The organism is bacterium, from assembly GCA_030655055.1.
GTDB lineage: Bacteria > Edwardsbacteria > AC1 > AC1 > EtOH8 > UBA5202.
In genome coordinates this window covers 1-20,955 of sequence record JAURWH010000120.1, presented here as the reverse complement: position 1 = coordinate 20,955, position 20,955 = coordinate 1, and the positions used below count along the sequence as shown (strand labels likewise).

Genomic DNA, 20,955 nt, shown 5'->3' with positions numbered 1-20,955 from the left:
TAAGATTTCTCCGTGTCTCTGTGTCTCTGTGGCAAATTGCCCCGGTTCATTTCGCCGTTAAGTTCATCCCGTCGAACAGCATGGCCGGGGTGCGGTACGGCCCCTTGTCCTCGGTCTCGGACGAGATCTCCAGCACCCGGTTCTTCAACAGATCGTAAACATTGCCCGCCACCATGGCGTCCTTCACCCGGCCGACAATCCTTCCCTTCTCCACCTTGTAGCCCAGCCCGATGTTGACCGAGAAATCCCCGGCTATGATGTTGCTCTGCCCGGCGCCCAAAAGATCGTAGATGATCAGGCCCGAGTCCATGTTCTTGATTATCTGGGACAGCTTGGTCTTTCCCCCTGCGATCACCAAATTGCTGACCTGGGGCGAGGGCTGGGTGCTGAATGACCGGCTGCCGTGGCCGGTGGATCTTTTGCCCAGTATCCCCGCGGTCTGCAGGTCGTAGATGAAATTTTTGAACACGCCCTGGCGGAACAGGTCCAGCCTGGCCCCGCACACCCCCTCGTCGTCGAACGGCGCCGAGGCCAGGCCCAGGGGCAGCAGCGGGTCGTCGCTGATGGTGATCCGGGGATCCAGCATCTTCTCCCCCAGCCGGCCCAGCAGCGGGGTGGTCTTCTTCTGCTCCGCCTTGCCGTTGACCCCCATGGCTATGGACATCCATAAAAGACTCATGGCCTCCGGGGCGAACAGCACCGGCATCTTGCCGGAGGACAGCTTGGCCGTTCTTTGGGCGTCGCGGTACATTTTGCCGATCCTGGAGGTCATGTCCGAAGTGGCCAGGTCCAGCTTCCCGCCCCGGCGTTCCTGCCCGATGAAGGTCAGGCTGCCGTTGATCACCGCCACCCCGCCCAGTCCGTAGCTGAAGGAGGTCTTGTCGTATTGTCCCTGGAATCCCCGGCTGTTGGCCAGTGAGACGCGGTAAAACTTCTTGTTAAGGCCGATGTCGCATTTCAGCTCCGGGGCTTTTTGGGCCAGTATCCCCATGGCTTTTTGGCCCTCGGCCACGGCTTTGGCGGTGGTCAGTTTTTTTAGTTGAGGATCGGCGGTCTTCACCCCGGCCGGCCGGCATCCCGCCGGAAACCTGAAGGCTGCCTGCTGGCCAAAGGCCGCGCCGGCCGCCGCATGGTCCACCAGGTCCTGGAGCTTGCCGAAGTCGGTGGTGGAGGAAAAGCCTATCCGGCCGTTTTTGATCACCCGCAGTCCGGCCCCTTTGATCTCCTTGTGCTCCACCGAATGCAGTTTTCCCGAGCGGAAGTCCACCGGGCTCTCCTGCCCTTCCACCAAGATGACCTCGGCCGCGTCGGTTCTCTTTTTGGCCAGGTCCAGTATCTGTTCTATCATTTTATTCATCTTATTTCCCTCCCACCACTACGTCTTTGACCCGGATGTGCGGGCCGCCGTCCGAGACCGGCAGCGGCATCTGGCCGTCCTTGCCGCAGCCACCCAGGCCGCCGTGCAGCTCCAGGTCGTCGCCGATGGCGTCGATGTTCTTCAGCGTCTCAAAGACGTTGCCGGTCAGGATCACGTCCCTGACCATCGGTCCCAGCCTGCCGTTCTTGATCAGGTAGGCCTTCATGGCCGAGAAGGTGAACATCTCCAGCTCGGTCATCCCGCCCAGGGCCGAGACCACGTACAGCCCGTGCTTGATCTCCCCGATCATCTTGGCAAAACTATAGTCCCGGGGCTCGATGTAGGTGCAGCCCATCCGGACGATGGGCCCGAACTGGTAGCTTATGGCCCGGGCGCTGCCGGTGGCTTTTTCGTTCATCCTTCCGGCGGTCTGGCGGGAGTGCAGCCGGCCCACCAGGATGCCGTTCTTGATCAAATAATTCTTATGGGAGGCCACCCCCTCCTCGTCGTAATAGTAGTGACCCCGCTGGCCCTTGATGGTGGCGTCGTCCAGAATGGACAGGGCGCTGGTGCCGAACCTCCGGCCCAGGGTCATCATCTTCTTAAGCTTGGCATTCTCCGAGATGTGGTCGGCCTCGGACAGGTGGCCAAAAGCCTCGTGGGCGAACACCCCGCACATCTTGGGGTCCATCACCACCGTGTATTTGCCGGAGGAGACCTTCTCGGCCTTCAGCAGTCCCAGGGCGTCCCTGACCGTCTGCTGGGCGTTCTTCTCCAGCTTCAGTACGGTGTGGTAGCCTTCGGTGCCGCCCACCGAGTCGTGGGCCCGCTGGACGTTGGCCCCGTCCTTGGCCACCGCCGAAAAGGCCGCCCCGCAGTAGACCCGCTCCTCGGTGATGTAGCTGCCCTCGGTGTTGGCGAAGGTCTGCTTTTTAAAGACGTCCTCGTAGCGCACCCCGGAGCTGATGATGCCCTTGGAGCCGATGATGATCTGGTTGTACTTTTTGGCCAGCGCCACCTTCTGGGCCAGGGAGATCTTCCGGGGGTCGTCCTTTAGGCTGACCCGGATGTCGGCATTGACCTTGGGGACCTTGGCCAGAACGCTTTTGCCCTTGCCCACCAAACGGGCCGCCTGGCAGGCCTCGGCCACCTTGGCCTCCAGCTGGTCCATCGAGTTGAAGGAGACGAAGCCCCAGCCTCCCTTGTACAGGGCCCGGACGTTGCCGCCCTTGGTGGTGTTGGCCCCGGCGCTGTCCAGTTCCCTGCCGGAATAGACCACGCTGGTGACGGCCTTATCCTCCAGCCGGATCTCTATGTAGTCGGCCTGCCCTTTGCCCAGGGCCTTTTTGATCAGTCCTTCCATGAAGCTCCTTGATTATATGCTGAATTTATGTTTTCTTAAATGGGACGCGGATTTACGCGGATTACGCAGATTAAATAATGGCAATCCTATTTTTTCTCATCAGACAATATTTTATCTTTGATTTTTGATTTTGGTTTAGAATTCTATCCCCCTCCGGGCCTGCACCCCCTGCTGATAGTAGTGCTTCACCTCTTTGACCTCCGACACCAGGTCGGCCAGCTTGACCACTTTGGGATGGGCATTTCGCCCGGTGATCACCAGCTCCAGGTCCCGGGGCACCCAGGCCAGCATCAACAGCACCTCGTCCAGCGGGATCAGTTTGAAGTCCAGGGCCACGTTCAGTTCGTCCAGGATGATGATGTTGTATTTCCTGGAGCCGATGGTCTTGGCCGCAAAGTCAAGCGCCTCCCTTGCCCCCTTGATGTCGGCCGGGGCCGGGTTCTTCTTGTCCACGAAGCTGGGCCGCCCGAACTGTTTGATGGTGAACCCGGGAAGAAGCTTGGCGGATTTCAGCTCCCCGTAGTTCACCTTGCCCTTCATGAACTGGATCATCATCACCTTCTTCTTCTGCCCCGAGGCCCGCAGGCCCAGCCCCAAAGAAGCGGTGGTCTTGCCCTTTCCGTTGCCGGTGTAAACTTGGATCATGCTATGCCTAAATTGAAGTATTAAAGTAGTAACGTAGGAACGGATTTGTTCACAGTTTTTTAGCCAAAGCCACGGCCTGTTTCTTCTTCACCGAGCCGGAGCCATTGGCGTCCCGGGCCTCCAGCAGCACGATGTATACCCCCATCGGGCAGACCCTGTTCCCGCCGTCCCGGCCGTCCCAGACCACGGTTCCCGAAGCGCCAAAGGACTGTTGTTCCGCCAGGTTCTTCACCAGCCGCCCCAGCCGGTCATATACCTTGATGTTCACCACCGCCCTGGTCCAGGCGAAGTCCAGGCCGATCAGGACATGGTCCTCAAAACCGTCTCCGTCCGGCGAGAAGGGGTTGGGCGAGATACTGAGGTCGGCCGAGGATCCCAGTTTTTCTATGTAGATGCTGTTCTGGCGGCCGGGGGTGGACCCGCCGGAGGACACGCAGCCTCCCCAGTTGGCCGCCTCCTGGCTCAGCAGGCAGGGATTGATCTTTTCCAGCGACCTGCCTTCCCCGCCGCCCCAGGTGTCCTGGTATTGCACCCGGTCCGCCGCCGCGCCTCTTGAATCCCGCAGGCAGACGATGTCGCCTCCTTCGCCATTCAGAGAAGGCCAGCCGCTCAGCTCTATCTTGGGACAGGGACTGGTAAAATAGGACGTGTCCGGGGCCAACAGCAGATACTCGCCGGGAAGGATGGTTCTGTGGTCAGTGGTGACATTTTCGGGGGAAGCCGTGGCGTCCTCAAAGGTCCAGTTGCAGACATCGACCGGACTGCCGGAACGGTTGTAAAGCTCCACCCACTCCGGCTGGCCGGAGTAAGGGCCGTACATGATCTCATTGACCTCCAGGGGGCTTCCGGCCAGGTAGTCAAGGACCTGGCGGTTGTTAGAGAGGACGCTTTCGCTGTCGCTGAGCGCCAGGACCGACAGCCGGTAGGCGCCTTCGGGCCGGGCCTCGTGGGTGAAACTGCAGACCCGCGGGCCGGGCAGGGAATCCCATTGCTCCCGGTGGAACACGGTTTCCCCGGTCTGGCAGACCGAGTCGCCGTTGGCATCATGATAGAAGGTCAGCCAAACATTCCGGGCGGCTTTGACCCCCTGGTTTTTAACCAGGGCGGTAACGGTGAAAGAGCTTCCGGCCGGGATCTCCAGCGGGGAGGTGGACGGAGTTTCCAGGGCGATGTCGTAAGGCTGGGGGCTGTTGCTGTAGCCCGGGGTGGGCTTTGAAAACTCCGCCCAATCGGCCGAAGTGTCGTGGTCCGCGCCGTCGGCGGCCAGGCCCAGCGACCAGGTGCAGGTGACGGTGTCCGTAAAATCGTTCCTGGTCCAGATCCCGGCGGTGCCCGCAATGGATTCGTAGGTCTGGTTGACGGCGCCATACTGGACGAAATCAACTATGGTGCCCGAAGTGTGGGTGGTGTCGGTAAAGATGGCCACCGAGGCATTGCCGTTGGGCATATTGCTGGTGGGGGCGGTTCCTTCGTAAAGATCAGAGGCGGTATTGACCCCGGCCAGCCGCAGGTGGATGAGCACGAAAGATCTTGGCCCCAGCACGAAACCTGAAGGCACTATGTAGTGCGGGGTGCGGTTGGGGGAAACATCATACCCGGACAGGTCAATGCCGATGGAGTCGGGGTTGTATAGTTCTATCCACTCCTTGCCGGCGTCGCCGGAAGGATCAAGGTAATAGGCGAACTCGTTGATCACCACTCCGGCCCGGGCCGGGGTGAAAATAAAAAAAACGGCGGCCAAAAGCCACCAGCCGTTTTTGATTAATGCTTTTATCTTTGTCATTTTCTATGAAGAGTACGGTACTATTGGCATGTTCCAGAAATTATCGGGCCAGCGCCACGGTCTGTTTGGCTATCAGTTTCTCATAAATGGTTTCCGGCGCTATGTCGGCGCCGTTGGGCCAGGATATTGTTCCATTTTCGACCCGGGCGGTGCGGAAGAACTCCACATCCCGCAGCGATTCAAACACCGGTCCGAATCCTACATACTCCGTAAGGTCAAGGTCGCCATTTACGCCATCGTCAAAGACGATATGTAGGACATAGCCTTCCTTATAAGCCACCGACTTGACTTCGTTAAAATTCCACATTTTATGCTCCTTTATTCCAGAGGATCAATTTTCTTGATTTCTGCACCGATTCTGGCCAGTTCCCAATCCGCCTTCAATTCCGATGGGTGCAGATCGATCCATTCCCGCAGCAACTTCAAAGCCGTACGCGATCTCAGATCCCCACCAAGGACATTTCCGTCAAAATCAACCAATGCCTTGCCGCCTTGATACTCTGCGTGCAAGTGGGGCGGATTATGATCGTCGTAAAACATCCGGATGATGATACCAAAGAATCTCGCTATTTCAGGCATGATAATTTCCCTTACTCATGCTTAGCCTCATTGGTTGTCTTTATGCCCTCCCGGCGCGTCTCTGCAGCTTTTGTCTACTCCGACATCGGCAGGCTGACCGTGACCTTGGTCCCCTTGCCGGCCGCGCTCTCCACCGCGATGTTGCCGCCGTGGGTCTCCAGGATCTCCTTGGTCAGGGAAAGCCCGATCCCGGTCCCCTGGATGGTGTGCACCTTCTGGTCGGTGCGGTAGAATTTCTCGAAGATGTGGGGCATCACCTCGGGGGCGATCCCCGAGCCGGTGTCGCTGATGTGGACCTGCATCTTCCACATCCCGTCCTCCAGCCGCCAGCCGCCGGTCTCCACCGTGACGCTGCCGCCCTTGGTGTTGAACTTGACGGCGTTGTCCAGGATGTTGCTGAAGGCAAAGCGCAGGGCGTTGAAATCCCCCCGCGAAGGAGCCAGGGTCTGGGGTACCTTTTTGATTATCTTTATCTCCTTCTTGGCCAGCTTGGGCTCCAGGTCGTGGATCACGGTGTTCAGCAGGGCGATGATGTCCACCTTCTCCTGGCGCAGCCCCAGCATTCCGGAGCTGGCCTGCCGGAAATTGAGGATGGAATCCAGCAGCCCGGCCAGCCGGTCGCCCTCGTCCACTATCACCTTCATCAGATCGGCCTGTTCGTGGCCCGCGGATTTGGCGTCTTCGTAAAGGATCTCGGCATATCCCTTGATCACCGTCAGCGGCGTCCGCAGCTCGTGGGAGATGTTGGTGATGAACTCCTCCCGCAGCTTGTTGTAGTCCATGGCCTGGTTCTTGGGCTGGAACATCCAGCCGGTCTGCCGCCCGCCCGGCAGGTTCCAGATCCGGGAATGGACCTCCAGCTCGGTTCCATCCTTTAAGATTATTTTATCCTGATCCAGTTCGGCTAGGTCTCTGCCTTTTAAGGCCTGGGTCCGGGAATTTTCCTGGGGAGTATTTTGCGGGCCGGCCAAGGCTTGCTCCCAGCTCCGCCCGATCATCTCGACCGCCCGGTAACCGCTGATCCGCTCGGCCTCTGGATTCATGGAGAGCACCTTGCCCTCGGGCCGGCTCAGCAGCAGCATTCCGGCCGGCAGGCTGTCCCAGGCGGTCTTGATCTCCTGCAGCCGGCGCTCCAGGTCTTTCCGGGACTCTTCGGCTTTTTCCCGCTGGCGGGCCAGTTCCTGGCCCTGATTTTTCTGGCGGCCGGCATCTTCCTTCAGCTGGGCCAGCTCTTCCAAAGACTGTTCTGACTGTGACTGTTTGCGGGACAGATTGAAGTAGAGCCAGGCTCCCCAGACGGACAGCAAAAGCATCCCGCCGGCGCCGGCGATCTTCAGCACCAGCGCCTGGGAGGCCAGGAATATTCCGGCCAGGAAAGGTATGGCTAAAAGCCACAGCCAGGATAACATTTAGGTGTTTTCTCCCACCATGTTGCGCACCAGTTCCAGCAGGCGGTTGGGCGAAAATGGCTTGGTGATGTAATCGCTGGCCCCCACGCTCAAGCCCTCTTCCCGGTCCTTCTCCTGGCCCTTGGCGGTCAATATGACCACCGGTATGCCGGACAGCTGGGGATCGGCCTTGATCTTCTGGCAGACCTCGTACCCGGTCAGCCCCGGCATCATCACGTCCAAAAGCACCAGGTCCGGCTTCTCCTGCCGGATCTTCTCCAGCCCGGTCAGGCCGTCATTGGCCGAAAACACAGTGTAGCCTTCCTGCTCCAGCTTGAACTTGATGACCCGTGCAATGTAGGGCTCGTCATCGATCACCATGATTTTTTTGGTCATACGAAAACACCTCTTTAAAAAGGTTTGGTTTATTCATGGATCCGGGGATGGTTCACTTGGGAAGGGTGAATATGAACTTGCTGCCCTTGCCCGGCTGGCTTTCCACCCAGATCTTGCCGCCGTGGGCATCAACCAGTTTGCGGCAGAGGGGCAGGCCCAGGCCGGTCCCGGTCTTGCGGCCCAGCTTCCGTTTTTCCACCTGGTAGAACTTCTGGAATACTTTTTCCAGCTCATCCGGCGAGATGCCCTCGCCGGTGTCCTGGATGGATATCTGAACGAACTGTTTTTTATCGGCGGCGGAAACGATGATCCGCCCCTCCTTGGGGGTGAACTTCAAGGCGTTGGTCAGCAGGTTGGATATCACCCGGGTCAGCTTGCCTTCATCCGCCATCACCGTCAGGCTTAAGGGCGTATCCTGGAACAATTCCAGCTGGCGCTCCTTGGCCAGGGCGGAAAAGTCGGACACCAGTTTGGAGATCAGCTGGGTGACGTCGAACTGGGTCTTTTCCAGCTTCAGCTCCACCGCTTCATACTTGTAACCGTCCAGCAGATCGTTGAGCATCTCCAGCATCCGGCGGCTGTCGTTCATGGCGCTGCCCAAAAACTGGCGCTGGTTGTCGTTGAGGTCGCCCAGGCTGCCGTCCAGCGAAAGCTCCAGGGTGGCGATGATGGCCGAAAGGGGGTTGCGCATGTCGTGGGACAGCATCCCCACAAATTCCTGCCGGGTCTCGGCGATCTGGTGCTCCACCGTCACATCCTGGTGCAGCAGCACCAGCCCGTTGCCCGGGCCCTCGGCATCGTCCACCGGAAAGGAGACTATCTTTAAGAAGGAGCCGCTGTTGAGCTCCAGCTCCACCGACTCCTGGCGGAGGGAGGTGTTTCCGGCGCATTGCTGCAGGAACTCCAGCAGCGGCTTCTGGTCCCGGAGCTGTTCCCCCAGCGAAGGCAGGATGGCCTTGTGAAATTCCATCCCCGGCTTTATCCGGAAGCCCAGGCCCCAGAGCTTTTCGTAGCTTTCGTTGCTGATGATCACCCGAAAATCCTTGTCCACCATCAGCAGCCCTTCGGGCATGGAGTTGATGATGGAGCCCAGCCGACTGCCCTCCCGGCGGATCTCTTCGTAAAGCATGGCGCTGCGCAGGGCAAAGGTGATCAGCGGGGTTATCTCCTCCATCAGGGCCTGGTCCATGGCGCCGAAATACCCGGGCTGCCGGCTGAGGGCCATCAGGGCCCCGATGGTCTTGTCCTTGATCTTCAGGGGGTGCCATAAGCCCGATTTGAACGGGGTCCGGGGCGCCGGCTGGATGAACCGGGAATCGCGGGCCAGGTCGCCGATGATCTCCGGCTGGCCCCGGGCCACCACCTGGGCGGTGACGTCCTTCATCTCCATCAGCCGGATGTGCTCCAGCTTGACCCCGGAACTTTTGATCAGGGCCAGGAATCCCTGGCCGTCGCCGGGGGCCAGCATTGATTTGCCGGTCCATTGCCCCGAGATCTCGTCAAAGAAATACAGGCTTACCTCCTCGGCCTTGAGCTCCTTGGCAATGGTCCTGATCATCAGGCTTAAAAGGCTTCCCAGCTGCAGCACCGAACCGGCGGCGAACCCTATCTCGTAAAGCTTGCTGCGGAGCTGGATCTCGCTTTCGAATTTCTGGGCCAGGCGGGCTTCATCCAGTATTTTAACGAAGGTCTCGGACAACTCGGCCAGCAGGGTCAGGTGCCCGTTGCCGAAGGCCTGGCCGGTTTTGTGAAGCATCAGGAACCCCAAAGGCTGCTGGGCCCGCAGCAGCGGGACGATCAGGAATGAACCGTCTCTGGCCCCGGCCACCTTCAGCAGTTTATCGCCCAGGGACTGTTCCAGGTTTTCGGCATTTCCCGAGGCCGCCATCGGCCGGCCTTCTTTGTAACAGGCCTCCAGCATGGCGCTCTGGGGCAGGAATTCCTCCCGTTGAACATCGTCCGCCAGCCCCTGCCCGGCCAGAATCCTGTAACTGCCGCTGCGTTCCAGCACCGCCAGCATCCCCTTGTCAAATCCCAGGCCCTTTTTCAAGGTCTTCAGCAGGAACTCGGCCACCGCCTTTTCATCCTGGGTGGCTATCAGCAGGTCCCTGATCTTCTTGAACTGGCCGGCCACCTCGCCGGCCTGGTCGGCAAAGGCCAGCAGCGCTCCCTGAAAGATGTTTTCGTGATACAAAGGGGTCAGCCCCAGGGTCCACAACCGGCTGTTGAAGGTCATTTTCCTTTCGGCCGGGAGACCCGGCTTTTGGGAGCAGGCCAGCAGCATGCTTTTGATCCAGGCCAGGTCTTCCGGAAGGAGCTCCAGGTCGTCCCAGACCAGGCCCTGGCCCAGCACCAGCCCCCTGGCCTTCTGGTTGTGCATTATTATCCGGCACTCCCGGTCGGTCAGCACTGTGGACTGGGGCAGCCATTCCAGGATCCCGGGCATCATCAAACCGGGCAGCTTTCCGGCACCCTCCGCAGGATGGACCGTATCTTGGTCAACGGCAACCGCAGAGGCCCGGCTGTTTATGTCGTTATTTTCGTTCATGGGCTATTGTTGGTTATCGTTTCCGGAAAGGCTTTGCAGAAAAAGCTCCACCGCCATCGGGTCGAACTGGTTGCCGGAGTTGTCCCTGAGCTCGGCCAGGGCCTGCCTGGAATCGAAGGTCGTCCGGTAGGTGCGCTGGGTGGTCATGGCGTCGTAGGCGTCGGCCACTGCTATGATCCTGGCGAACAGCGAAATGTCCTGGCCCTTGACCCCGGCCGGATAGCCGCTGCCGTCGTAGCGTTCGTGGTGCTGGCCGATGGCCGGCAGTATCCTTTTCAACTGGGCCACATGGGTCAGGATCGAAACCCCGATCTCGGGATGCTGCTTCACCAGCTCCCACTGTTCCTCGGTCAGGGTGTGCTTGACATTGTTCAGGATGGAATCGGGCAGGCCTATCTTGCCCAGGTCGTGCAGCAGGGCGGCCAGCTCCAGCATCTTCTGGTCCTGGCTGCTCATCCCCATTTTTTGGGCCATCAGGGCGGAGTACCGCCGCACCCTCTCGGAATGGCCCCGGGTGCGGGGGTCCTTGGCGTCGATGGCCTCCACCATGCTTTTGATGGTGGAGAAGAACAGCAGCTCCAGCCCTTCATAGAGCCGTCCGCTCTCCAGCAGCAGGGCGGCGTAGGAAGTGAGCGTCACCAGCATCTTGACATCCCCGGAGCGGTATACCCCTTCGGTCCTGGGTCCCAGCGCCAGGGCCCCGATGGGCTGGTTCTCGCTGACGGTCAGCGGCAGGACGATGTGTTTTTTTTCATCCACCTCCGGCTTGTTCTGCTCCGCTGCCCGGCGGGCCAAGGCGCTTATCTCTTCCCGGTCGATCTCCTGTTCGCCGCGATTGATGAAGCGGCAGTCCCCATCCAGCAGCAGCAGGCAGCCCCAGCCGGCCGAGACCGCGGTGGCGGCGGTGTCCAGGATGGCCGCCATCCGGGAGGGGTTGTCCCCCGCCATCCCCAGTTTTTCGCTCATCTCAAAAAGAGTGGCCAGCTGCTCATAGCGCTCGGTTATCTCCTGGGTCAGGGAAAATGATTCCCGCTCCTTGCTGTTGATCTCGGCGGCCAGTTTTTTCACTGTTTCCAGGGCCGGCCGGAGTTTGTCCTTGGGGCCCTTCAGCAGCAGCAGCCTCCGGAACTCCGGCAGCGGCAAGTATTCTCCCTGGGTCTCCCGGTCCGGCGAGGGAACTTCCCCCAACGGGAAGAACTCCGCTGTGCACCCCAGGCTCTCGGCGGTAATTTTGATTACACCCTCCAGGTGTTCAGGAGGCAGAACGATTATTCCGTTATGATGGCTCATCAGCCTTTAACTATACCAAATATTTGTTAAAAGTCAATGGTTTTTTATGCAGTTAGCCCATTTTTTTAGCAGGCCGGAAATCGAATGTCATGGTTTGCTAAAAAGACCGTCCGGGGGTCCGGTTCGCTGCCTGGTTTAGGATTTAGTTTGATCTGACCCTGCCGGTTTTACCGGGTCCCAGGCGGCACCGCCCTCAATCAGGCAAAACCGGAAATGCTTGTTGAAATATCCCGGACCAAGCCCGGCTTTTTCCCACCCCCGCCAAAGGCGCTGTCTTTTTACCCCGGTTCATTTGTCCAGTTGCAAAGCCATGGCAGCAAAGGTCCCGGTTCGAAACCACTAACGGCTTTCTTACGGTTTGGCCCTGGTTGTTCACTTAATAAACCGGCCTCTGATATTTTTTCATTATTATCCTTGACTTTAAAAGCCTGCTTTTGTTAAACTGATAGTTTATGCCATCAGAAACTTTCAGGATCGGCAGCCAACCCTGAAACATTTGCGATCTCATTAATTACTTTAAACAGTCATGGCCAAAATAGACGAACTGCTAAGAATGCTGGTCAGCCAGCAGGGATCGGATCTGCACATCAAGTGCGGTGAGCCGCCCATCTACAGGATCCACGGACAGCTGGTGCGAACCAGCCTGCCGTTGATGACGGCCGACGACACCAAGATCCTGCTGTACGAGATATTGAACGAGGAACGGCGGCAGAAATTCGAGCAGACCCACCAGATGGACCTGTCCTACTCCATTCCCGGCGTCTCCCGCTTCCGGGTCAATGTCTTTAAGCAGAAGAACGCGGTGGGGGCGGTGCTGCGGGTCATCCCCCTGCTGATCAAGACCATCGACGAGCTGGCCCTGCCCCAGATCATGAAAAAGGTCTCCATGCTGCCCCGGGGACTGGTGCTGGTCACCGGCCCCACCGGCTCCGGAAAATCCACCAGCCTGGCCGCCATGATCGACTTCATCAACGAAAGCCGCTCCTGCCACATCATCACCATCGAAGACCCCATCGAGTTCCTGCACCGGGACAAGAAGGCCTGCGTCAACCAGCGCGAGGTCGGGATCGACACCCACAGTTTTGCCGGAGCCCTGAAGCACGTGATGCGCCAGAACCCGGACATCATCCTGGTGGGCGAGATGCGCGACCTGGAGACCATCAGCCTGGCCATCACCGCGGCCGAGACCGGCCACCTGGTGATGGCCACCCTCCACACCGCCGACGCCGCCCAGACCGTGGACCGGATCATCGACGTCTTCCCCCCGGCCCAGCAGCAGCAGGTAAGGCTTCAGCTCTCCACCACCCTTCAGGCCATCTTCTCCCAGACCCTGGTGCCCCGCACCGACGGCAAGGGACGGATGGTGGCTTATGAAGTGCTGACCTGCACCCCGGCCCTCCGGGCCATCATCCGGGAAGGCAAGACCCACCAGATCTACAGCGCCATCCAGAGCGGCGGCAAATACGGCATGGTCACCCTGGATTCCTGCTTAAAGGATTATTTCCTCAAAGGACAGGTGACTCTGGAGGACGCCATGGCCAAATCCTCCAATCCCATAGAATTCGAACGGATGATCATGAAGGTCTGATTTCCCCAGGGAAGCAGCCTGCTATTTTGATTGTGATACGGTTGGGCCTGCCATTGTTTGGTCCGCCGCATCACCAACCTACCGCCACCGTATCACTGCCGGATTCACTATTGACGGAACATTCATCCACACCGCTTGATGTAAAATGGAAATACTCCAGCTATTGCAGCACATGGCCCAGCAGGGGGCCTCGGATCTTCACCTTAAGGTCGGCAGCACTCCGTTGCTGCGGATCAACGGGGATCTTCTGCCCAGCCAGTTTCCGGCCCTGACCCCCGACGACGTCAAGCGTTTCGTGGGTTCGGTGCTGACCCCGGCCCAGTGGCAGAAGTTCACCCAGGACCTGGAACTGGATTTCGCCTACACCCAGGCCGGCACCGGACGGTTCCGGGTCAACCTGTTCCTGCAGCGCAGTTCGCTGGGCATGGTCTTCCGGCTGGTCCCCGAGAGGATCCCCTCGCTGGATGAGCTGGGATTCCCCGCCATCATGAAGGAGGCCTCGATGCGGCCCCGGGGTCTGGTGCTGGTCACCGGTCCGGCCGGCTGCGGCAAGTCCACCACCCAGGCCTCGATGATCGACCACCGCAACGCCAACGAGGCCTGCCACATCATGACGGTGGAGGACCCGGTGGAATTCATCCATGCCGACAAAAAGGCCATCGTCAACCAGCGGGAGCTGGGCCGCGATACCCTGACCTTTGCCGACGCCCTGAAATACGTGCTGCGCCAGGACCCGGACTGCATCCTGATCGGCGAGATGCGGGACCTGGAGACCATCCAGCTGGCCATCACCGCGGCCGAGACCGGCCACCTGGTGCTGGCCACCCTCCACACCACCGACGCCGTCCAGACCATCGACCGGATCATCGACGTCTTCCCGCTGTTCCAGCAGGAGCAGATCCGGATGCAGGTGGCGGTGAACTTCGTGGCGGTGATCTCCCAGATCCTGGTGAAACGGGCCGACGGCCAGGGCCGGGTGGCGGCCCACGAGATAATGACCGGCACCGGCGCGGTGCGCAACCTGATCCGGGAGGGCAAGACCTACCAGCTGCAGAGCCTGATCCAGACCAGCGTCAAGCAGGGCATGTGCACCTTGAACATGTCACTGGCCTCGCTGTTCAAGCGCAAGGTGATAACCCTGGACGAGGCCCTCAGCAAATCCCCCGACCCCGACAACCTCCAGATGATAATGAGGTCCCAGCAGCCATAGTCACTGCCTCCGGCCATTGAAAAATCCGGTGTCCCGAAATATCGGGATACCGGATTTTATTTATTGCCGCGGATCTAACCCTATCCTGTTTTTATATCCGTCAGACCTTTAGGTCAGCCTTCAACTGCTCCCGCTCGGCCTTGAGCTTAAGCAGCTCCTCCATCATCTGTTCCTCCATCTGGTTCAGCCTCTCCATTTTCTTCTTGATGGCCTGGGACTCGGATTCTGAAATGTTTTCCCTGGCCGGCGCTTCATCTTTGACAGCCGAAGCCGGCGGCTCAGATGTTTTGTCATCCTGGGGAACATCCAGTTCCTGCAGCAGTTTCAGGGCTTCATCCTCCAGGTCATCGGCGCTGGCCTCGGGAGTTGATCCCTTGGCCCCGGACCGTTCCCCGGTTCCGGCCTGTTCTATCCCCGCCACCATGGATTCTATGGAATCCAGTTCCTTCAAAAGGTCCAGTGTTTCTTCGCTGGTATGCTCCGGTTCCATTGGCGTTTCCGGCTCCGGGGATTCCTGTCCTCCTGGATCCAGTTCTTCCTGAACTGTCACTATCTCCAGTTTTGCCTCGGCGGCCGTGGTGTCCGGCAACGACGGCGGTTCCCCGTGCGGCATCTGGGCGATCAGTTCATCCTGAACGGTGACGATCTCCAGCGGGGGGATCTCGTTCGAGCCTTCTGCCGATGGTAGCTGTTCGCCGGATGGAATTTGTGCGATCAGTTCATCCTTGATCGTGACTATCTCCAACGGGGCTGCTTCCGGTTCCTCCGGAACTTCTGCTTTGCCGTTATTGTACGTCTCCACCTTTTCCATGCTGGACTCCAGGGAATCCAGTTCGCTCAACAGGTCATCTATCCCCGAATGATCGGAAAGTTCCTCGGCCGCGGCCGGAACGGGCTCTGGCGCCGTTTCCGGGACAGGAGCAGGTTGTTCCCCGGCCGCTTTTCCCATGACCGGTTCTTCGGCCTGGGGCAGGGAGATCACCGATGGATGTTCATCATCGGACTGGGTCATGGTCTCCTCTATTGAATCCAGTTCCTTCAGCAGGCTGCCGGCGTCGCCCCTCCAATGTGCGCTGATGGCGGCTGTCTGCTGGGCCGAATACTTGGCCTGCCGCACCTGCTGGGCTTCCTGGGCCTTGCTGAACGACTGCTGGGCGGCCTCGCTTATATTGTGGCGCTGGTACAGGAATCCCAGATTGAAGTAGAATACCGGATTATCGGAATCGAGTTCGATGGCCTTTTTGCAGTACAGCTCGGCCTCCGGAAGCCGGCCCGGGAACATTCCGATGGACAGCCCCCACTGGCTGAAATAGTGCCCCTGCTTGGGATCCAGCCGGGCGGCCCGGGCAAAGTACTGCACCGCCTCCTGGTAGTTCTGGAGGTCGAAGGCCTTCAGCCCCTCCAGATAGGCCTTCTCGGCCTTGGTGGGCTTTTCGGGATCCTCCACGCTGAACTGGCCGGATAAAAGATCCAACAGCACATCGTATTCCCGGCGCTTGGCGGGATTGGTCAGGATCTTATGGGCCTGGCTCAAGGAGGACAGGTCGGCCTCCTTGCCCTTTTCCTGATACTGGTCCTGCAGCAGGCGGCGGTAGGTCTGGGAAATCTCCGCCGCCTCGGCCCCGCGGCTCACTCCCAAAATTTCGTAGTAGTTGGTCATTTAACGGCGGTTTCCTGTTTTTGCAGTTTTTCCAGCCTGGCCCGGCTGCCTTCCAGCAGCTGCATCACAGCCGTCAGGTCTTTTTGCTTTTCCCCTATTTCCAGGGAAAGACGGTCCTTCTCTCCGGTCCATTGTTCGCTGATATCGGACAGTTCCTGGATGTTGCCCCGCATTTCCTCCACCTTCTGATCCAGCTCTGACGCTTCGCGCCGCTTCTCTTCGATGGTCTGTTCCAGTTCGCTTTCCTCTATCCGTTTTTCGGCAATGAACTGCACCAGGTTCTGCACCTCGGCCTTTGACTGCTTGAGCCACTGGGCCAGATTGGCTTCGCCCTTCTTGAGCTCGGTCATCCGGGTGTTAAGCTCGGCCTCCTGCTGCTGGATGCTGACCAGCCGTTTGTCCAGCTCGATGCCCTCTTCGATCCTGGCGGTCAGATGATGGCTGACCTCTTCCAGCTTGGACTGCTTGTTCCGGAGCAGGCCTTCAAACTCCACCAATTGCTTGCGCCCGTTGTCAATCACACCCTCCAGTTCGGTCCGCTCCTGCCGCATCTTCTTCACCTGGCTGGTCAGGTCGGATTCCTCGTTCCGGAACATCTCCAGCCAGCGGGTATGATCGGCCGCCTCGGCCTCCACTTTTTTCAGATCCTTGCGCCTGGAGTCCAGTTCTTTTTCTATCTCTTTTTTCTTGTGTTCAAATTCGGCCAGGGCTTCCCCCGCAGTGACCACGGTCACGGTCTTGGGGGCCGAAAGCGCCAGCAGGAAGATTATGATGATCAGAGCCGCCGCCTGTCCGGCCAGCAGGGGAATGGGAAAGGCTGGTCTTGCTGAAGCGGCCGGCTGGGCCTGTGACTTAGTTAAAAGATAAAGCCCTCCGATCTTTTCCTTGCCCAGCAAAATGGGAACGACCGTCCAGTAGGATCTTTCCTTGGGCCCGGCGGCCGCCGGCTGCAGCAGCAGATTCTCTTCCGCCAGCGTTTTGATCCCGGCCGGCAGCGACAGGGGCTGGCCCACCAGGTCATCCTCGGAGGCGGCCACCATCATTCCCTTGCTGTTGGCCACCCGGATCTGCGACACTTCGGGATAATCGGTTTTGGCCTGGGCCATCAGTTCGGACAGCGAAAGGTCATCGGCGTTGGCCACCGGATCGGAAAGACTGCGGGCCAGGCTCTTGGCAATAAGTTCGGAGCGGGTCTTAAGCTCGTCCGGAGCGGCGCTGCCTGCAGGTTTTTGATCTTGCCGCAGGGCAAACACCGTAAGACCCAAAGCCGCCATGGCCAGAATCACGCTTATTATTATGGAAACGGTTCTTTTCATTAAACCTATTATATGGTAATACCTTATATATCAATGTAATATTAATAAAAAATGATTTTAAAGTCAAGTAAAATAATTATATTTTTTCGATTGGCTTGAATATTTGACTAATGAAAACAGCCGGTCCCTTCCGGGGCCGGCCGTTCATGTGCCAGAATTGCTTATTTGATCCTCTTGGCGCATTTCTGGGCGGCGCTGATGGCCCCGGGAACCCCTCCTATCTGCATGGCCCAGCAGGAACCGATCAGCAGGTTTTTCACCGGCGTTTCCACAAATGTCCCCAGGATGCTTTTGTGGAATTTGTTCTTGGGATTCCAGCTCCAGGATGACGTGGCCCCGTCGGTGTTTCCGGTGTAGCGCTGGTATGTCAGAGGGGTGGCCGCTCCTTTGAATTCGATCAGCTTTTCCAGGTCCGGGATCAGTTTCCGGGCCTTGCTGATCAGGGTCTGGCTTACCTGGTCCTTAAGGTTTTTGTATTTCTCCCTGTCTCCGCCGCCCCAGTTGTCCATCCAGCGGTGGGGGCAGACCATCTGCAGCATCAGGCAGGATTTCCCGGCCGGGGCCAGTTCGGGGTTTATCAGCGACGGGGAATAAAGGCTGACCGATGATTTATTGAAGAAGTCCGGATCGTTGGGATTGCGGACGTCGGCCCCGGGCTGCTCGTCAAACATCGAGACGTGGGGGATCTTCATATATCCGGCCAGTTTCCGGTTGTCTATGGACAGTCCCAGATAGACGGTGAATATCCCTTCGGAGACCTGGGTGCTCTTGATCTTTTCCAATTGGCGGACGGGGATCAGTGATTGGTCGTCCAGCAATTTAAGGAAAGTGTTCTTGTAATCGCAGGCCGAGATCACGTAGTCGGCCCGGTGGCTGGCTCCTTGCGATATCACTCCTACCGCCCGGCCCTTTTCGGTGATTATCTTTTCCACCGGCGTTCCCAGTTTCAACTCGCCGCCCAGCCCGGTGAAACTTTGGGCCAGGGCGTCGGCCCAGGACTGCATGCCGCCCTTGATCGTCCAGTAATCGGAAAAGATGCTGATGATGGCCCCGCCCAGGATCAGGGCGCTCATGTCGGGATAGCCGAAATTCTTGAACAGCCGGAAAAGTTCGCTGTCGCGTTCAAAATATTTTGCGGTGAAATCGCCCAGATTGGTCCGGCCGTATTTAAGCAGCACCTCCGCCCCGACCGCCGCCCCCCGGAGATACGAGGTCCAGGGCGGGTCGGGGAGCATGAAGGGCTCGATGGCCCTGATCAGCTTGTCGACCTCGGAAAAATACCGTCTCAGGTTCTGCTGGTGCTCGGGATAAGCGGCCAGGATGGCCTGCTTAAAGCCGGCGAAGGTCTCGGAAGTGGCGATGTCGAATCGGTCGGACACTAATCTGGTGTGCTGGGGAATGATCTCGATCTTGTCCAGCACCCCCAATTGTTTCATCGCCTTCTGCACCGTGGCAAGTGATTCAAAGGAGAGGGTGCCGCTTTCAAAATAAAAACCCTGGCGCCGGAAACCGGCCACATAACCTCCCGGGGCGGTGTGGGATTCAAAGATCGTGGTCTGGTGGCCCTTCCGGGCCAACAGGTTGCCGGCGGTCAGCCCGCCCAGGCCCGCTCCGATGATTATTACTTTGCTCATTTGAATCTCCTGTGTATTATTGATTTCCCTTCATTGACAGGGCGATCCTCTTGCGCTCCAGGTCTATCTCCAGCACCCTGACCGTCACCCGCTGCCCCACCTTGACCACTTCCTTGGGGTCCTTCACATATTTGTTGGCCAGCTGCGAGATGTGCACCAGCCCGTCCTGATGGACCCCGATGTCCACGAAGGCCCCGAAATTGGCCACGTTGGTGACCACCCCCTCCAGCACCATGTCCGGCTTAAGGTGCTTGATCTCGGTGACCCCGTCCTTGAAATTGGCCGGCTCGAACTTGTCCCGGGGATCGCGCCCCGGTTTTTTCAGTTCGGACAGGATGTCATTCAGGGTGGGCAGGCCCACCTCCGGGGTGACATATCTTTTCGGGTCTATCTGCCCGGCCAGCAGGGGATCGCCCACCAGCAGGCCGGTCTTGGTCTTCAGGTCCTTGGCCATCTGCTTGACGATGACGTAACTTTCGGGATGGACGGCCGAGTTGTCCAGCGGGTCGGCCCCGTCCCGGATCCTCAAAAATCCCGCCGCCTGCTCAAAGGCCTTTGGCCCCAGCCGGGCCACCTTGAGCAGTTCCTTCCGGTTCTTGAAGGCCCCCTGCTCGTCCCGGTATTTTACGATGTTCTTGGCCATGGCCTCGCTTAAGCCGGAAACGTAGGACAGCAGCGAATAGGAGGCGGTGTTCAGGTCCACTCCGACGAAGTTGACGCAGGATTCCACCGTCTCGTGCAGCGACTGCTTGAGCTTGGGCTGGTTGACGTCGTGCTGGTACTGGCCCACTCCGATGGATTTTGGGTCTATCTTCACCAGTTCGGCCAGCGGGTCCTGCAGTCTCCGGGCGATGGAGACGGCGCCGCGGACCGAGACATCCAGGTCCGGGAACTCCTCCCGGGCCAGGTCCGAGGCCGAGTAGACCGAGGCCCCGGATTCGCTGACCACCACCGGCTGCAGCTTGATCCCCTTGTGCTCCGCGATCACCTCCCGCACGAACTGGTCGGTCTCCCGGGAGGCGGTGCCGTTGCCGATGGAAGCCAGCTCCATCTTGTATTTTTTGGCCAGGGCCGCCAGGGTCTTGGCCGCCTCCTGTTTCTGGGAGGCCGAACTGTGGGGGAAGATGGTGGAGTATTCCATGAATTTCCCGGTCTCATCCACCACCGCTATCTTGCAGCCGGTGCGCAGGCCGGGGTCTATCCCCATGATGGCCTTGGAGCCGGCCGGCGGGGCCAGCAGCAGGTTCCTGAGATTCTCGGCGAAGACCCGGATGGCCTCGGCGTCGGACTTTTCCTTGATCTCCGAGCGCAATTCCACCTCGATGGAGGTGTTCAGGTAGATCCGGTAGGCGAACCCTATCACCTCGCTTAAATACTGGAACTGGGCGAAGGATCTGTCCTTGATGAATTTGTTGAGCAGATACTGGTTGATCTCCTCGGCCGGGGCGTCCACCTTGGCGTTCAGCACTTCCTCGTTCTCCCCCCGCATGATGGCCAGGTAGCGGTGGGAGGGGATCAGCTTCAGCAGCTCCTTGAATTCGTAATACTGGTTAAACTTGGTCTTCTGTTCCTTGAACTCGTCCTTGACCTGGGAGGCCAGGATCCCCTTGGCCATGGTGATCTCCCGGAGATATTTGCGGACCTCGGCGTCGTCGGAGATCAGCTCGGCGATGATGTACCGGGCACCGTCCAGGGCCTCCTTGGCGCTGTTGATCCCCTGTTCCGGGTTGAGGTATTTTTCGGCCTCGGCCTGCGGGTCAAAACTTCCCTCCTGCAGCCACAGCGACAGGGCCAAAGGCTCCAGTCCTTTTTCCTTGGCCACCATGCCCTTGGTCTTCCGCTTCTGTTTGTATGGCAGGTAAAGGTCCTCCAACTCCTGCTTCACCAGGCAGGCCTCTATCTTGGCCTTCAGCTCGTCGGTCAGCTTGCCCTGCTCCTCTATGCTTTTCAGGATGGCCGCCTTGCGCTCGTCCAGTTCCTTGATGTAATCGAACCGGTCGCGGATGTCCCGGATCTGGACCTCGTCCAGCAGACCGGTCTTTTCCTTGCGGTACCGGGCGATGAAGGGGATGGTGGCCCCTTCGCCGAAAAGTTCCAGAGTATTGCTGACCTGGAAGGGCTGCAGGCCCAGTTCCTTGGTGATGACCTGGGTGATTTGAAGTTCGCTTAGCATGTTTTCTTTCACATTGATTATGAGC

General features: G+C 58.9%; 16 protein-coding genes. 2 read left to right on the top strand and 14 right to left on the bottom strand.

Annotation, left to right across the window (positions count from 1 at the left end; genetic code table 11):
- Positions 1-46: 46 nt before the first annotated feature.
- From Q7U71_05670 to Q7U71_05625, 10 genes are all read right to left on the bottom strand, one after another.
- Positions 47-1,357 (bottom strand): metallopeptidase TldD-related protein, encoded by a 1,311-nt coding sequence (locus tag Q7U71_05670; GenBank protein MDO9391244.1) that lies wholly within the window; start codon positions 1,355-1,357, stop codon positions 47-49.
- A gap of 1 nt (position 1,358) precedes the next feature.
- Entirely contained in the window at positions 1,359-2,720 is a 1,362-nt protein-coding gene (locus Q7U71_05665) for a TldD/PmbA family protein (GenBank protein ID MDO9391243.1), read from the bottom strand.
- 135 nt (positions 2,721-2,855) lie between these two features.
- A complete protein-coding gene (locus Q7U71_05660) occupies positions 2,856-3,365 on the bottom strand; it encodes a cob(I)yrinic acid a,c-diamide adenosyltransferase (protein ID MDO9391242.1) in 510 nt (169 codons plus the stop codon).
- A gap of 49 nt (positions 3,366-3,414) precedes the next feature.
- Positions 3,415-5,148 (bottom strand): lamin tail domain-containing protein, encoded by a 1,734-nt coding sequence (locus tag Q7U71_05655; protein ID MDO9391241.1) that lies wholly within the window; start codon positions 5,146-5,148, stop codon positions 3,415-3,417.
- A 40-nt stretch (positions 5,149-5,188) separates the two neighbouring features.
- Positions 5,189-5,455 carry a DUF2442 domain-containing protein gene (locus Q7U71_05650; protein ID MDO9391240.1) on the bottom strand — a complete coding sequence of 89 codons (267 nt, stop codon included), beginning with the start codon at positions 5,453-5,455 and terminating at the stop codon, positions 5,189-5,191.
- 11 nt (positions 5,456-5,466) lie between these two features.
- Entirely contained in the window at positions 5,467-5,727 is a 261-nt protein-coding gene (locus Q7U71_05645; GenBank protein MDO9391239.1) for a DUF4160 domain-containing protein, read from the bottom strand.
- Positions 5,728-5,801: 74 nt separating this feature from the next.
- A complete protein-coding gene (locus Q7U71_05640) occupies positions 5,802-7,136 on the bottom strand; it encodes an ATP-binding protein (GenBank protein ID MDO9391238.1) in 1,335 nt (444 codons plus the stop codon).
- Positions 7,137-7,511, bottom strand: a complete 375-nt coding sequence (locus tag Q7U71_05635; protein MDO9391237.1) for a response regulator — start codon at positions 7,509-7,511, stop codon at positions 7,137-7,139.
- A 52-nt stretch (positions 7,512-7,563) separates the two neighbouring features.
- Entirely contained in the window at positions 7,564-10,059 is a 2,496-nt protein-coding gene (locus Q7U71_05630; protein MDO9391236.1) for an ATP-binding protein, read from the bottom strand.
- A 3-nt stretch (positions 10,060-10,062) separates the two neighbouring features.
- Positions 10,063-11,349 (bottom strand): HD domain-containing protein, encoded by a 1,287-nt coding sequence (locus tag Q7U71_05625; GenBank protein MDO9391235.1) that lies wholly within the window; start codon positions 11,347-11,349, stop codon positions 10,063-10,065.
- A gap of 526 nt (positions 11,350-11,875) precedes the next feature.
- Here Q7U71_05625 and Q7U71_05620 point away from each other — a divergent pair.
- A complete protein-coding gene (locus Q7U71_05620) occupies positions 11,876-12,937 on the top strand; it encodes a type IV pilus twitching motility protein PilT (protein MDO9391234.1) in 1,062 nt (353 codons plus the stop codon).
- A gap of 145 nt (positions 12,938-13,082) precedes the next feature.
- Positions 13,083-14,147: a type IV pilus twitching motility protein PilT gene (locus Q7U71_05615; GenBank protein MDO9391233.1), complete on the top strand. Its 1,065-nt coding sequence runs from the start codon at positions 13,083-13,085 to the stop codon at positions 14,145-14,147.
- Positions 14,148-14,247: 100 nt separating this feature from the next.
- On the opposite strand, the gene Q7U71_05610 is transcribed toward Q7U71_05615, so the two are convergent.
- From Q7U71_05610 to Q7U71_05595, 4 genes are all read right to left on the bottom strand, one after another.
- The gene (locus Q7U71_05610; protein ID MDO9391232.1) at positions 14,248-15,807 is read right to left on the bottom strand and encodes a DnaJ domain-containing protein; all 1,560 of its coding nucleotides are present in this window, start codon (positions 15,805-15,807) and stop codon (positions 14,248-14,250) included.
- On the bottom strand, positions 15,804-17,123 hold the full coding sequence (locus Q7U71_05605) for a hypothetical protein (protein MDO9391231.1): 1,320 nt from the start codon (positions 17,121-17,123) through the stop codon (positions 15,804-15,806). Before Q7U71_05605 ends, Q7U71_05610 begins: the two co-directional genes overlap by 4 nt.
- Before the next feature lie 161 nt (positions 17,124-17,284).
- Complete coding sequence (locus Q7U71_05600) at positions 17,285-18,757, bottom strand: NAD(P)/FAD-dependent oxidoreductase (protein MDO9391230.1); 1,473 nt, start codon at positions 18,755-18,757, stop codon at positions 17,285-17,287.
- A gap of 16 nt (positions 18,758-18,773) precedes the next feature.
- Entirely contained in the window at positions 18,774-20,930 is a 2,157-nt protein-coding gene (locus Q7U71_05595) for a Tex family protein (GenBank protein ID MDO9391229.1), read from the bottom strand.
- Positions 20,931-20,955 lie beyond the last annotated feature (25 nt).